The sequence below is a fragment of the Lentilactobacillus kefiri genome, from assembly GCF_007989105.1.
Taxonomy (GTDB): Bacteria; Bacillota; Bacilli; order Lactobacillales; family Lactobacillaceae; genus Lentilactobacillus; species Lentilactobacillus kefiri.
In genome coordinates, this window is sequence record NZ_BJVK01000045.1 from 1 (window position 1) to 13,787 (window position 13,787).

10 protein-coding genes and 2 pseudogenes are annotated in these 13,787 nt (G+C 38.1%); 9 read left to right on the plus strand and 3 right to left on the minus strand.

What is annotated here, in order from left to right:
* The first annotated feature begins 294 nt into the window (after positions 1–294).
* Genes LKE01_RS10515 through LKE01_RS10525 form a run of 3 tightly spaced genes read left to right on the plus strand, consistent with a single transcriptional unit; the run spans position 295 to position 2,288 of the window.
* Positions 295–1,596 (plus strand): Y-family DNA polymerase, encoded by a 1,302-nt coding sequence (locus LKE01_RS10515; protein WP_146979232.1) that lies wholly within the window; start codon positions 295–297, stop codon positions 1,594–1,596.
* Positions 1,589–1,909 carry a hypothetical protein gene (locus LKE01_RS10520; protein ID WP_057963168.1) on the plus strand — a complete coding sequence of 107 codons (321 nt, stop codon included), beginning with the start codon at positions 1,589–1,591 and terminating at the stop codon, positions 1,907–1,909. The genes LKE01_RS10515 and LKE01_RS10520 overlap by 8 nt, the downstream gene beginning before the upstream one ends.
* Positions 1,902–2,288 (plus strand): hypothetical protein, encoded by a 387-nt coding sequence (locus LKE01_RS10525; RefSeq protein WP_057963169.1) that lies wholly within the window; start codon positions 1,902–1,904, stop codon positions 2,286–2,288. The genes LKE01_RS10520 and LKE01_RS10525 overlap by 8 nt, the downstream gene beginning before the upstream one ends.
* Before the next feature lie 23 nt (positions 2,289–2,311).
* Here the strand turns inward: LKE01_RS10525 and LKE01_RS12365 are convergent.
* The 3 genes and pseudogenes from LKE01_RS12365 to LKE01_RS12425 form a co-directional block, all read right to left on the minus strand.
* Positions 2,312–2,563: pseudogene (locus LKE01_RS12365) on the minus strand (hypothetical protein); the annotation flags it as partial.
* A 410-nt stretch (positions 2,564–2,973) separates the two neighbouring features.
* A complete protein-coding gene (locus LKE01_RS10535) occupies positions 2,974–4,002 on the minus strand; it encodes a hypothetical protein (protein ID WP_057962927.1) in 1,029 nt (342 codons plus the stop codon).
* Between the two features lie 30 nt (positions 4,003–4,032).
* Positions 4,033–4,131 (minus strand): annotated as a pseudogene (locus LKE01_RS12425) (IS5/IS1182 family transposase); the annotation flags it as partial.
* A gap of 342 nt (positions 4,132–4,473) precedes the next feature.
* Here LKE01_RS12425 and LKE01_RS10540 point away from each other — a divergent pair.
* The 6 genes from LKE01_RS10540 to LKE01_RS10565 all read left to right on the plus strand — a co-directional run.
* The gene (locus LKE01_RS10540) at positions 4,474–7,641 is read left to right on the plus strand and encodes a type I restriction endonuclease subunit R (protein ID WP_146979233.1); all 3,168 of its coding nucleotides are present in this window, start codon (positions 4,474–4,476) and stop codon (positions 7,639–7,641) included.
* 13 nt (positions 7,642–7,654) lie between these two features.
* On the plus strand, positions 7,655–9,277 hold the full coding sequence (locus LKE01_RS10545) for a type I restriction-modification system subunit M (RefSeq protein ID WP_146979234.1): 1,623 nt from the start codon (positions 7,655–7,657) through the stop codon (positions 9,275–9,277).
* The gene (locus tag LKE01_RS10550) at positions 9,267–10,511 is read left to right on the plus strand and encodes a restriction endonuclease subunit S (RefSeq protein WP_146979235.1); all 1,245 of its coding nucleotides are present in this window, start codon (positions 9,267–9,269) and stop codon (positions 10,509–10,511) included. Before LKE01_RS10545 ends, LKE01_RS10550 begins: the two co-directional genes overlap by 11 nt.
* A gap of 60 nt (positions 10,512–10,571) precedes the next feature.
* A complete protein-coding gene (locus tag LKE01_RS10555) occupies positions 10,572–12,008 on the plus strand; it encodes an Eco57I restriction-modification methylase domain-containing protein (RefSeq protein WP_186806019.1) in 1,437 nt (478 codons plus the stop codon).
* Positions 11,998–13,107, plus strand: a complete 1,110-nt coding sequence (locus LKE01_RS10560) for a DUF262 domain-containing protein (protein WP_057961358.1) — start codon at positions 11,998–12,000, stop codon at positions 13,105–13,107. The genes LKE01_RS10555 and LKE01_RS10560 overlap by 11 nt, the downstream gene beginning before the upstream one ends.
* Positions 13,100–13,787 (plus strand): MAE_28990/MAE_18760 family HEPN-like nuclease (locus LKE01_RS10565; protein WP_057961359.1); only part of this gene is annotated, 688 nt, incomplete at its 3' end. The genes LKE01_RS10560 and LKE01_RS10565, both read left to right, overlap by 8 nt.

Here is a 13,787-nt window from a genome sequence, read left to right on the forward strand (position 1 = left end):
TGTTTATCGTAGCCTTAATCGCATTAATTGTTGAGCTGATCAAAAGTCAGCAAAAAAATAACCGCCTTAGCTCTGGCAAGCTAGCGGTTATTAAATATCGTTAAAATCTGCCACCGTCTTAAACGGCTCTACATAGGAAGTCCTGTTCCAGCAGGGCTTCCTTTTTCTGTCTATATTATAGCATGACTATAATGGACTTTCGACTATTTTTAATCAACTTTCTGCCAGTTTTTAGGGAACACACGTTTGCTTCATATGCTACAATACAGGTAAAATCTAACGGAAGTGATCTAAATGTTTTTTGATGATGAACCGCATGGCGTGTTCTTCTTAATCGATAACAAGTCCTTTTATGCTAGTTGCGAAGCCGTTGCCCGGGGCCTTAATCCCTTAAAAGTCCCGTTAGTGGTCCTTAGTGAAGCTGAAAATACCAATGGCGGACTCATTTTAGCCACGTCACCCGAAGCTAAGCACTTATTTCATCTTAAAGCCAACGTCTCCCGTAAACGTGACTTACCCAATGACCCCAGGTTGTGGGTCGTGCCACCGCGCATGAACCTTTATATTCAACGTAATTTGCAGATCAATCAGATCTTTCATCAATTTACTACTGAAAAAGAGGTTTGGCCGTATTCAATTGATGAAAGCATTCTTGATATGACCCATACTTGGCGGCTGTTTGGCAATTCCGTTCGCGAAGTGGCACGCTTGATTCAAAAGACAGTTCGGCAAAAGCTAGGCTTGTATACCACCGTGGGAATTGGTGACAATCCGGTGCAAGCTAAATTAGCCTTAGACCTTTATGCTAAACATAATCATGAATTGATCGGTGAAATCCATTACGAAACTGTGCCGGATAAAATTTGGTCAATTACTGAATTAACGGACGTTTGGGGGATTGGCCCCCGTATGGCGAAACGTTTGAACCGCCTTCACATTCACAATATGTATGAGCTAGCCCATACCAACCCTTATTTACTCAAACAACAGCTTGGCGTCATTGGTAGCCAGTTATTTGCTACGGCGTGGGGAATTGATCGCGCGCAAGTTACGGAACCAACTAAGGTTAAAGAAGCTAGCCTTGGTAATTCGCAAGTCTTGCCACGAGATTATTTTAACCAAGTCGAAATTGAAACCGTTATTAAAGAAATTGGGGAACAGGTGGCGGCGCGGCTTCGGCACCACCATAAACTGGCGGGGTGTCTATCGCTAAGCATTGGGTTTTCCTATGCCGCAGCTGAAGCAGATGGTCGCGGTGGCTTTCACCAAGCTTTAAAAATTGAACCAACTAACGACAATCAAGTTTTGACGCAACAATTATTGTGGTTATTCCGTCAGAATTGGGACGGTCAAGCTGTCCGGAATATTGGCGTTTATAGCAGTAAACTAAGTGACAACTCCGGCCAACAACTTAATTTATTTGAAACCCCGCGCAACCAAATGCGCCGCAGCCGGTTAAACCAGGTGATTGATGAAATTCACCGGCAATTTGGGTTCACCAAACTAGTCTACGCGACCAGTTTATTAAAGGGGGGCACCGCTATCAAGCGGGCTTCACTAGTGGGCGGACATAATGGAGGCAATAGCTATGAATAGCGATATCGAGATTATTAAGGGGCGGTTAACTCGATTGTTTAAGCGGCGTCCCCAAACCCGCTATTGGTTAATGTTGACTAATGACACCTACGATCAGACCTATAATCTGTTTTTTAACAGTCAACGGGCTAATGAGCGCTTGCAATCCGTTCCCTTACATAAATTAGCTAACTATGATTTAGCTAATTTAGAAAAATTGCTAAAAGCATTACGACAAGATATAAAGCTAACGATCGAATTTGTCGGCTTTACTGGGGAACGGTGGCCGGCAAGCCAAAAGCTGATTCAACGAAAGCGGGTGCCACTTGAATAACCAAGGTTTTGATTTAGCCACGGTTAAGCATTTTTTTGAACAGGATTATCATGACCGGGGCATGATGAAATGGCAGGGCTTCTATTTATCCGATCATACGGCCGCTTTAAACCAACAGAACCAGCAGTTGAATGAAATATACGTTCCACGACCTCAACAATCCTTAGCAGTAATTACCGAGGTATTGGCGGACGCATATCAGCGTCAGCAACCAGTGACTATTCAACTAAAAACGGTTGACCAAAATAATCATCATTTACCAGATATAACCACCTTGATCCATGGTTACAATGCCAATGATATTGTGATCGACGCTGATCAGTTTATCCCACTACAAGAAATTCGCAATGTGGCAGACAAAAAGACGGAGAAGCTATAAAATTCTAGCTCTCCGTCTTTTTCTTAACGCTCTAATTGTTGGGATTCATCTTGACTTGGTTGTTTGATCTTGGGATTTTGTCTTACGAAATCCTGTAACTGTTTTTGGGCACGATTACTGATTTCCTGGTGCACATCATTTAACTGGTTTTTAAGTTCTGATTTTTGTTGGGGATCAGTCGCTTGTTGAACTTGTTGTTTCAAGCTTTGATAGGACTTATTAAGTGCTTTAGCTGATAACTGTTTTAGTTCATTATTTGACTCTTGCTGAACTTGATAATTCTCAACCGAAACTATCTTAACGTCTTGGGGGTTAAAGACAATATACTCTTTAGAAATCATGTCTTGATCTTGTTGGCTATCCCTAAAATCTCTAACAGCATAATGAATATTCATTTGATTAAGCACTGGATTTAAAGTTGCTGCTGCACTATCATTACCACCCACCTGATTACCTAGATCGTTAATAATATCGAGATCATCTTTAGCCGTTTCAATAGTGGTTTGCGCAATGTGCTTAGCAATTTGATGGTTACCCTCGTCAATATGTGTTTCGCTAGTCGGCTCGTCCCAATCAGACAAAATATATGGGTTGGATGTAAGCTGATTCCTGAGACAACTTTTAAGAGAGGGTATAATGAATAAATCGTCTCTCAAAAGGAAGGAATTTTTACATGCCAACTGTTTTATTGTTTAAAGTACTTAACAAACTGTGAGATGGAGGCTGGGAGAATGTTTGTATTGTGTGGATCAAATGCAAAATCAAGTAATTTATTTATACTATAATTTTTCTCTATCAAATTTCGGGAATCATCAAGATAGTATTGTACAATTTTTTTGCTTTTATCACTATCAATACTTCCCGCAGTTGTTACAAGCCATAATTCTTCATTCTTATTAGAGAGCAATGATGTATAATCATTAGATTTAAGAGAAGTAGTTCCATTTTTTACTTGAATATAAATTCTTCTGTTTTTATAGGTACCTTGTTTTTTTGAGGCATCAACTAATACAAATTCGTATCTCTGTGTACCAATTTTGTTGGTTGAAGGTATCACCACATAATTAAATTGATCATATAACCATAAAGCAACTAAATCTTCAGCAGCTGCATAACCAATTAAATTAAATAGAGAACTTCTTGTATGAATCATTTTAGGAGGCAAAAGATCAGTCTTGTTTAGGAGTATTGCTGAATAATAACTTGTTGCAGTATATTGGGAATTTTCTAAGGGTGTCTCATGATTATCAACTTTTGTAATTGCTCTCCTATTGTGTGTATACGTCGATACAGAACCTGGAACAGCATCTTCTTTTCCGACTGGCATCCAATTAATATCAGTTAACATAGCTGAACAGTCAAAGTTTGAAGCTATTTCTCCAACATCAAAATGAAATAAATCTTTAGGTTTATCAGGTATCTCAGCGACATAATATATACCATTGCATCTGACCCAAATAAAATCCCCCTTTCTGACATTTTCAAACAACTGATGTACGCTTTGATAGCCCCATTTAGAATTCCAATGGTGCCCTTTTATTTGTTTATTCCAAAATTCCTTATAGTCTTCAAAAGTGTTAATTTTCTCTCTCCCAGGAACATTTGGAAATGACCATCCACATGAGACACAATGGTTTTTAATAAAAAATTCATATGATTTTATATCATGATCACTCCCACCTTTTCCCTTTATTTTCCAAGCATGTATTGTCATCGTAATTGTCCTCTTGTATTCTAAAATTATTTTTAATAATAGTGCTAAAAACGCTAAAACGACCATTTGCAGACTAATGGTTAATGGATGCTCAAAATTCCCCCAAAGTTGCCGACAGTTCTCTAACCAACTAAGGATCGTTCGACTACCTAACGTTGTGAGGCATCTGTCCATGTTTTAACTCACTTTACTTCACAATGCTCACTTTAACGCCAGTCATACTAATCCTATATTAACAGTAATATCACAAAATGTATTTTTGAATTTGTGTTATGAGGATCATAATAACTTTATTGAAACAGCTCTTTCGAATTTAATAGATAGTCCAATATTAGTTTCTTATATTTTTAGCTGTTTCTCTGTTTTAGCTTTATTGTATCCTGGCTATATTAAATTATGAAGCCTAAACGCCAATTGGTTCGCGTATAATAAACTAGTGAGTAATTTAAAAGCGGGGGAAGGACTGTTTTTATGTTGGAATTGTCGTTTGAAAAAGAAGTTGTTAAAACCTTAACGACTGGAAGCAATCAATGGGTGGAACGAAAAGACCTGTATGGTGCGACCCCGGATCAATTATGGGCTAATTTTCGTGATAAATTAAATAACAATAACTATGCTAAATTACAGGGACACCCCCTGACCGATACCGAATTTAATCAAGTTAAACGGGCGATTGAGGTCCGGACACCTTACGAAGCAGCTAAGTTACTAGCCGCCGAAAATGGCATTGGCAAAGTTGAAGTTGAACGTGATGATGCTAAGCTGGGCACGGTGACGCTCGAGTTGTTTTGGAAAGCGGACGTTGCTGGCGGTAAATCTAGTTATGAAGTGGTCCGACAAGCAGTGCGACCACGGTTAGCTGGTACTCAAGATGTCGATCCTGATCGCCGTTTTGACGTAACCCTATTGATTAATGGGTTACCCTTAATTCAATTGGAACTAAAAAAAGCCACGGTCGAACTTAACCAGGCTTTTAATCAAATTGAAAAATACGCGCAGGAAGGTAAATATACGGGGATTTACTCGCTGTTGCAAATGTTTGTGATTATGACGCCGGATAGTACGGCGTATTTTGCGAATGCCGAACCGGATCATTTCAATAAAGCTTTTTTGTTTAATTGGCGGACGCGGGATAATCACCCCGTGGAAAACGGCTTAGCGTTTACGCGCCAAGTCCTTAATATTCCCATGGCCCACAAAATGGTCAGTGAATATACGGTCATCGACCAAGAGCGGCAAAGCCTAATTCTCTTACGGCCTTACCAGATTTATGCGATTGAAGCCGTGATGCACCGGATTCACGACCATCAAGATGGTTTTGTTTGGCATACCACGGGTTCTGGTAAAACACTCACCTCATATAAAACCGCTAAATTAGCTGCGCAAGATCCCGGTGTCGATAAGGTCATCTTCTTAGTTGACCGGCGGGATTTAGACGAACAGACAACCAGCAACTTTAGTGCCTATGCTGCCAATGACGATATTGCCATTAACGAAGCCCAAAATACCGGTGATTTAATGCGTAAATTGCAACAAAATGACGGTAAGGTCTTGGTCACCTCGATTCAAAAACTTCATCGGGCGGTCAAAAAAACGCAAGCCCAGCTGGCAACCGGTAAGCAATCCCGCTTTAGTAAAACTTTAAAGCAACGGGTGATCTTCTTTGTTGACGAAGCCCACAGGTCGCAATTTGGTAAGATGCAAAAGGAAATTCGGGCAGCGTTTGTCAATAGTAATTGGTATGGTTACACTGGCACCCCCATCTTTAATGAAAATAAGAAACAGCTCAAAGGTGATCTAGCAGTTACGACGGAGGAGCTATTTGGTAAAGTCTGTCATGTTTATAACTTGCGAGATGCCTTAGAGGACCAAGCCGTGTTACCGTTTAACGTCGAACATGTAACAACGATTGGTAAAGATACGTTAATAACCCGGGCCCTCGAGAAAGAAAACCAGCGCGTCAAAGCACGTCGCGATAAGCAAGGCCGCCTGCTGAGTACAGCTGATGAAGCAAAAATTCAAGCCAAGATTCAAGCGATGTCAGTCAAGGACTTGGAAGAAACGTATTTAACTCCGGCTGACTTTGAGACCGATGAACATATTAACCAAGTTGTTCAATATATTTTACAAAAAGGCCCACGTAAAACCAGCTTGGGGCATGGCAACTACAATGCGATTTTAACCACCAGCTCCATTGAAATGGCGCAACGCTATTATCAAGCCTTTAAAGCCGCGAAAAAGACTACTCACAATCAGCTAGATCCTGATTGGCCCCGAATTGCGATTACTTATTCATTAAGTGAAAACGAAGATCAGAGTGCGCAAAAACATGACCAAATGGCCACCATTTTAAAAGATTATAATCGGCAGTATCACACTAATTTTGATTTAGCCGATTTGAATCTCTACAACGAAGATGTCGCAAAACGGGCCGCCCGGCGTGAGGCGGTCTTTGCTCATTTGAAACCGGATCAGGAAATTAATCTAGTGATTGTGGTGCGGCGGTTATTAACGGGTTTTGATGCCCCTCGGCTAAACACGCTCTTTGTTGACCGCACCTTAGCTTATCAAGAACTCATTCAAGCCTACTCACGCACCAACCGGCTCCAAAACCGGGAATTAAAACAAGAAGGCCAAATTGTGACCTTTCGGGTGCCGGCAATCATGGAAGCTAATGAACGTGAAGCTTACAAGTTATATAGTGGCGAAGGCTCGTTTAATGTCATTATTCGTCCCACGTATCAGCAGGCTGTCTTAAAATTTCAAAAGGCCGTGGTCGATTTAAAAACCATTGCCCCGACGCCGACGGCGGCCGATGACCTGAAAGGAACCACTGCTAAGGTACAGTTTGTGAAAGCCTTTCGCCAAGTGAATCAACAATTGAATTCCTTATCCATGTACAACGATTTCACTTGGGAGAACAGTGAAAAGGCCTTTGGTATCGCTCAGCCCGAAGTAGAATCCTATACGGGTAAATATCTGCGGATTAAAGCGGCGGTTACTAACCAAGAGCCTGAGAAAGTCCCCGAAGAGTTGGCCGCTTTAGACTTTTCCTTAGCCGTTGGTTCAGTCGTCTTGGTGGATTATGATTATTTGACGCAATTAATTCAAGATTGGATTGATGAACAGCAACGGTACTCGACGCCTGATCAAGCCCAAGCGCATATGACGGATTATCTGCAAAATAGTGCCAAAGTACAGGCTAGTTTGAATAAATTAGCGGAAACGCAACCGCAACAGGCTCAATTAATTCGCGAAGCCATGCCCTATATTGAGCAACAAATGCAACAGTCTCAGCAACAGAGCACCCCAAATCAAGCGCCAGTAGCGTTGAATGCTCGGGAGTTGGTGGCTGATTACGCCCAGAAACAATTGGTCAAAAAAACGACGACCTTTGCCCATACGTGGGGCTTAGATCAAGCAGCCCTATTACGGGTGGCGCGTGAACACACCGTGGGTACCGATGAATGGCATCATGAACAAGAATTAACGCAGTCAGCGAATTTAGCAGCGGCCTTACAAGCTCAAACTGCCACTGGGCCAAAGATTCCAGCTGTTTTGCCACTATACCGGATTAAGTCCCAGGCCGCTTGGCGACAGTTTATTGAACACGATTTAGCAATCTATCTACAAAAATAAGTGAGGTTAAACAATGTCAGAAAAAACAACGCAAGCTAGTCAACTTGAAAGCGCCCTATGGAATGCGGCCGATGTCTTACGCGGGAAAATGGACGCTTCCGAATATAAAAATTATTTGTTAGGGTTAATTTTTTACCGGTTTCTATCTGAGAAAACCTTAACGACCTTTAGTGGATGGGCGGGTGAAACCGAAAATGTCACTCAGAAATATGCTCAATATATGGATCCTCAGTTTGAATTGGAAGGCGTCTCAGTGCAGCCCAGTTTAGTTGAGTATTTGCAAAACACGCTCGGCTATTTAATTCAACCACAAGCGTTGTACACCACCCTGATTGGCAAGATTCAAGCCCATACTTTTGCGTTAGACGATTTATCTCAAGCACTTCATGATCTGGAACAGTCGACACAAAATCTATCTTCAGCGCAAGACTTTTCGGACTTGTTTGCCGATGTGGATTTAAGTAGTAATAAATTAGGCAGTTCTTTACAACAACGGAACCAAACCATTAGTGATACTATGTTAGCCTTAAATGCAATTGATCTCGTTCATCATCAAGGCGACGTCTTAGGTGACGCCTATGAATACTTAATCGCGCAATTTGCCAGTGATTCCGGTAAAAAAGCGGGTGAATTTTATACCCCACGGCAGGTGTCCGACATTATTGCCCAGATTGTGACTTATCAGCGCAATGCAGGTGATAACCAAGTGCGGACTATCTATGATCCAGCAGTTGGTTCTGGTTCGCTGCTGTTAAATGTCGGACAACACGTGCAAGAACCTGGTTTAGTGAGTTATCACGGCCAAGAACTGAACACCACGACCTTTAACCTGGCCCGAATGAATTTAATGTTACATGGGGTCTCGTATGACGATATGCATTTACGCAATGGCGACACGTTAAGTAAAGATTGGCCGGTTGACGAACCTTACTTATTTGATGCGGTCGTTATGAACCCGCCCTACTCGGCGCACTGGGATAACAGTGACAAACGCTTGTCTGATCCCCGCTTCCGCGACTATGGCGTCTTACCGCCTAAATCTAAAGCCGACTTTGCCTTTCTGCTACACGGCTTTTATCATCTGCAGGAGCATGGAACTATGGGCATCGTCTTACCCCATGGCGTGCTATTTCGGGGGGCTAAGGAAGGCAAAATTCGCCAAAAGCTTCTGCTGGATAACCGGATTGATGCCATTATTGGGCTACCCGCTAATATTTTTCATTCCACCAGTATTCCAACGTTGATCATGATTTTAAAGAAACATAAAACCACTGATGACGTCTTGTTTATTGATGCGTCCCGGGAATTTGAAAAGGACAAGAATCAAAATAAGCTAACGGCAGCGAATATTCAAAAAATTGTGACCACTTATCAAAACCGGCAAGATGTCGATAAATATGCTCATGTGGCCTCACCGGCGGAAATCAAGGAGAATGACTACAACTTAAATATTCCGCGCTACGTCGATACGTTTGAACCGGAACCCGAGATTGATCTGGACCAAGTTAAAGCTGATCTGAAGCAACTGGACGAGGAAATCAGTCAGAATGAACAAGCCTTTAATGAATTAGCTAGCCAGTTAGTGACCACCCAGGTTAATGATCAGTCAAAACCGGAGGCTCACAATGAAAGATAACCAAGCTAAATATCCGCAATTAAGATTTAAAGGTTTCACTGATCCTTGGGAACAGTGTAAGCTGAATGAAATAACAAATCATCGTGGTGGTACGGCTATTGAAAAGTACTTTGAGAAAGATGGACAGTATAAAGTTATTTCAATTGGTAGTTATGGATTAGATGGCAAATATGTTGATCAACATATTCGTGCGATATCAAATAAAGTTACAGACGGTCGAGTTGTTCATGCTGGAGAGCTTACGATGGTTTTAAATGATAAAACTGCTAATGGAACAATTATTGGACGTTCATTGCTGATAGAACAAGATAATAAATATGTGATTAACCAACGTACCGAAATTATCGCGCCAAAAGAAAACTTTGATTCTGAATTTGCATTTACAATATTGAATGGATCATTTAGGGAGAAAGTAAAACGTATTATTCAAGGTGGAACACAAATCTATGTGAACTATCCAGCTGTTGCGGATCTTTCCCTTGAACTCCCCAATATTGAAGAACAACAAAAAATCGGCGCCTTTTTTCAGGAACTCGATGCCACTATTACCCTTCATCAGCGTAAGTTAGCTAAGCTTAAGGAACTTAAACAGGGCTATTTGCAGAAATTGTTCCCCAAAAATGGTAGCAAGTTCCCGCAATTAAGATTTGCAGGGTTTGCTGACGCTTGGGAACAGCGTAAGCTTGGGGAGATTGCCATAAGAGTCCGAGGAAATGATGGAAGGATGAATCTTCCAACCCTAACAATTTCAGCAGGAAACGGTTGGATGGATCAAAGAGACCGTTTCTCTCAGAACATAGCGGGTAAAGAACAGAAGAACTACACGCTCTTAAGGCAAGGTGAATTGTCGTATAACCATGGTAATTCAAAGCTGGCTCAATTTGGCGCAGTGTTTGAACTCGAGAGTTACAACGAGGCACTTGTACCACGTGTCTACCACAGTTTCTCGGTTACAGCTGGTGCTCAGCCTAAATTTATTGAGCAGATGTTTGCTACGCATCGCCCAGATCGAGAACTACGAAAATTAGTGTCCTCAGGCGCGCGCATGGACGGATTGTTAAACATCAATTATGACGATTTTATGGGCATCAAAGTTTGGCTCCCTTCTGTGGCTGAGCAACAGGCTATTGCAGGGCTTCTAGTGAAGTTAGACAACACTATCGCTCTTCATCAGCGTAAGCTTGAAAAACTCCAAGAACTTAAAAAAGGGTATCTACAAAAGATGTTTTGTTAAGCATATTTCCCTGTAATTTATTTTTAAATTAGACAATAAGATATTGGGTGTGATTACGAATTGAAAAATGATAAATTAATTCACAAAAAAATATATAATCAATATTTTACAAGTAAAAGGCTTCTTTCAATTATTTCTAACAATGTAAGGAGGTTTGATAAGAGTGATATAAGTATCATGGATCCTGGAGCAGGTTGCGGTTCCTTGAGCATATCTGCAATTAAAAATATCATAGCAAACAGTAAAAAAGTAAGGTTTATAAAACTTATTACTTATGAAATTGATGATTATTTAATTTTAAGTCTTAAATATAATTTAAACGCATTAAAGAAATTTGGACTTATGAACAATGTTGCCATAACTTATAAAATAATCAATTCTGATTTTCTTATTAGCAAGGAATTAAGAAAATATGATTTAATAATCATGAATCCTCCTTATAAGAAAATCAATCAGAGCTCAAAATATAGTGAACTTTTAAAAAAATACAGTGTAAATACGACAAATACCTACACGTCGTTTATGAAAAAGGCTTTAGGACAGTTAAAAACTGAAGGTCAGTTATTATCTATAACTCCCAGAAGCTTTATGAATGGTTTCTACTTCAAAAAATTCAGGAAATGGTTATTTACAAATTTTTGCTTTAATCAGATATTAGTATTTGATTCTAGAAGGTTATTTGATGGTGTATTACAGGAGATAGTTATTACAGATTTTAGGAATAAACATCAAAATAAAAATATATGTATTCAATATATAGGAAAAGGTGATAATAAAATCGGCAAAAAAATAGTGGCCAATTATTATGACGTTTATGAAAGCACTGGTGAAGTTATTCGATTAATAAGAAATTATACAGATTTAAATGAAATTAGAATAATGGACACCAAGAATTCCCTACAAGATCTTGGAGTAAGTGTATCAACAGGACCAGTTGTACGCTATAGACAAAAACCAGTGGACTTAAGTAAACACTATAAGAGGGGATTTTATCCATATATATTTGGTGAACATTTTAATGATAATATGGAATTGGACTGGCCCAAGAAGAAGGTAAAGAAGTTTAATTATCTGAGAATGACTAAAGAAAATAGTTCTTTATTTAGAGAAGAGTCTATTTATGTATTAGTTAAGAGAATTACTGCAAAGGAAGATCATAAGAGAGTAAAGGCAATTGTGTTGGATTCTAATTTGAATTACTCAAAAATTGCATTTGATAACAGTATTAACTATCTTTTTTTCAATAATCAATATAATTTGAATATTGATATTGCTTATGGTCTCTGTGTTTATCTTAATTCTTCATTATTTAATAAGATGTTTAGACAAGTTAGTGGAAATACTCAAGTTAATATTTTTGATTTAAATATGCTTAGTTATCCAACTTTAGAGGAACTAAAATTGCTAAGCTCTGGAATACATGAGAATCAGAATATTATAGATAAGTTGGTTAATAGAGTTGTATTGAATAATAGGAGCGGAAATTATGAGTCTTAAAGATGAATATGATAAAAGTGTTAAAGAAATAAAAACGGATGAATATCAAATGTCTATTGGGGAAATAGCAAATATGTATAAAGATGGTGATATCACCATCTTCCCGGAATATCAAAGATATTTTAGGTGGAAAAAGGAACAGAAATCATCATTTATTGAATCACTTATTCTTGGCATGCCTACACCGTCAATCTTTGTTTCTCAAGATGCTAATGGTCAATGGGATGTGATTGATGGATTACAAAGAATCAGCACCGTTTTGGAATTTATGGGTTTGTTAAAAAATCCAATTGATAATTCAACATTTCCTCCAAGTATTCTTACTAAAACTAAATTTTTACCATCTCTAGATAATAAGACTTGGGCAAATCACCGTAATACAATAGGTCCGAACTTTAGAAGATTAATTAAAAGAAGACATATAAGTATAGTAATTGTGGATAGTTCCAGCAATAAAGATATAAAATATGAAATGTTTCAACGGCTTAATACAAATGGTGTTTCACTAAGTATTCAGGAAATACGAAATGTTGCAATACTTATGGTTAATAAAGACTTATTTGAAACAATAACAGAACTTCATAACTGTAATGCTTTTACGAATATTATATCTATGAGTACAACTAAATTAAACAAACAGGTGGATAAAGGTTGGATATCAGAATTCTTTGTTACTCAATCTCTAAACACATCAAGTTTGAATACATCAGAAGATATAGGAAATATGATAACGGAAGAATTAATAAATATCGCAGCTAGTTTAACAAAAGAAAAAATTGATATAATCAAGAAAAATTTTATTACTACTTCAAAACTTCTTGATAAATTATTTGGAAATGATGCATTCAAAAAATATGATAAAGAATCTCAAAAATATAAGGGGCAATCCCTACAATCTATGTTTGAAGTATTGTTTAGATTAACGTTTAATAAGTTAAAATATTTCGAGAAGAATCCAGATCATTTAAAAAAAATTCAAAAAGAAATTCCGAATAATCCAAATTTCATTGAGGCTACTAAAAAGGGAACAAGATCAATTACTAGAATTAAAAAACTGATTAAAATGACTGATTCAATGGAGTTGCAATTAAATGGTTAAAATTAATACTTTAGAGAAGTTGCAAGATAAAATTGATTTTGAATTATCTTGGAGAAAAAAGGAAATTATAAAATTAGATTTTAATATATATCAAGCTCGAATTCATGGGAATGCTAAATTTACAATTAGAGAAGGCTACCTTTTATTATATGCAGATTGGGAGGGATTTATAAGAACAGTTGCTAACTATTATGTCATATTTGTTTTTTCAAAGAAATATAAATTGAAAAATCTTTCCACGGGATTCTGGGTTATATATAATTTTTCTGAATTCAATAAAATTTATAAATCTCCTAGAAAAAAGGCGGATAAAAGCTTTGTTGATAATCTTATAACTACATTAGACAAAAGCACCAACAAATCTTATATTGATAAGGTCAAAAAAAGATTCATTAATACTAATTCCAATTTGAATTACGATCGTTTTTCTGAGATCTTGTATATATTAGGCCTTGACTATAATAAATATAGCTTAAAAAAGAATTATATAGATTCCGTTTTATTAAAAAATAGGAATTCTATCGCCCATGGTGAAAACATGAAGTTCACTTTTACTAGCGATGATGTTGATGAATTCAGACAAGCATTAAAAATAATCATAGAAATTATGAATTCCTTCAAGGAAGATATACTCAATGCTGCTATCAATGAGAATTTTATAAACCATAGTCTATTTAACT

Coding starts and splice junctions, on each gene's coding strand:
- LKE01_RS10540 (WP_146979233.1), top strand. CDS start 4,474: ATGTTGGAATTGTCGTTTGAAAAAGAAGTTGTTAAAACCTTAACGACT.
- LKE01_RS10560 (WP_057961358.1), top strand. CDS start 11,998: ATGAGTCTTAAAGATGAATATGATAAAAGTGTTAAAGAAATAAAAACG.
- LKE01_RS10515 (WP_146979232.1), top strand. CDS start 295: ATGTTTTTTGATGATGAACCGCATGGCGTGTTCTTCTTAATCGATAAC.
- LKE01_RS10535 (WP_057962927.1), bottom strand. CDS start 4,002: ATGACAATACATGCTTGGAAAATAAAGGGAAAAGGTGGGAGTGATCAT.
- LKE01_RS10550 (WP_146979235.1), top strand. CDS start 9,267: ATGAAAGATAACCAAGCTAAATATCCGCAATTAAGATTTAAAGGTTTC.
- LKE01_RS10545 (WP_146979234.1), top strand. CDS start 7,655: ATGTCAGAAAAAACAACGCAAGCTAGTCAACTTGAAAGCGCCCTATGG.
- LKE01_RS10520 (WP_057963168.1), top strand. CDS start 1,589: ATGAATAGCGATATCGAGATTATTAAGGGGCGGTTAACTCGATTGTTT.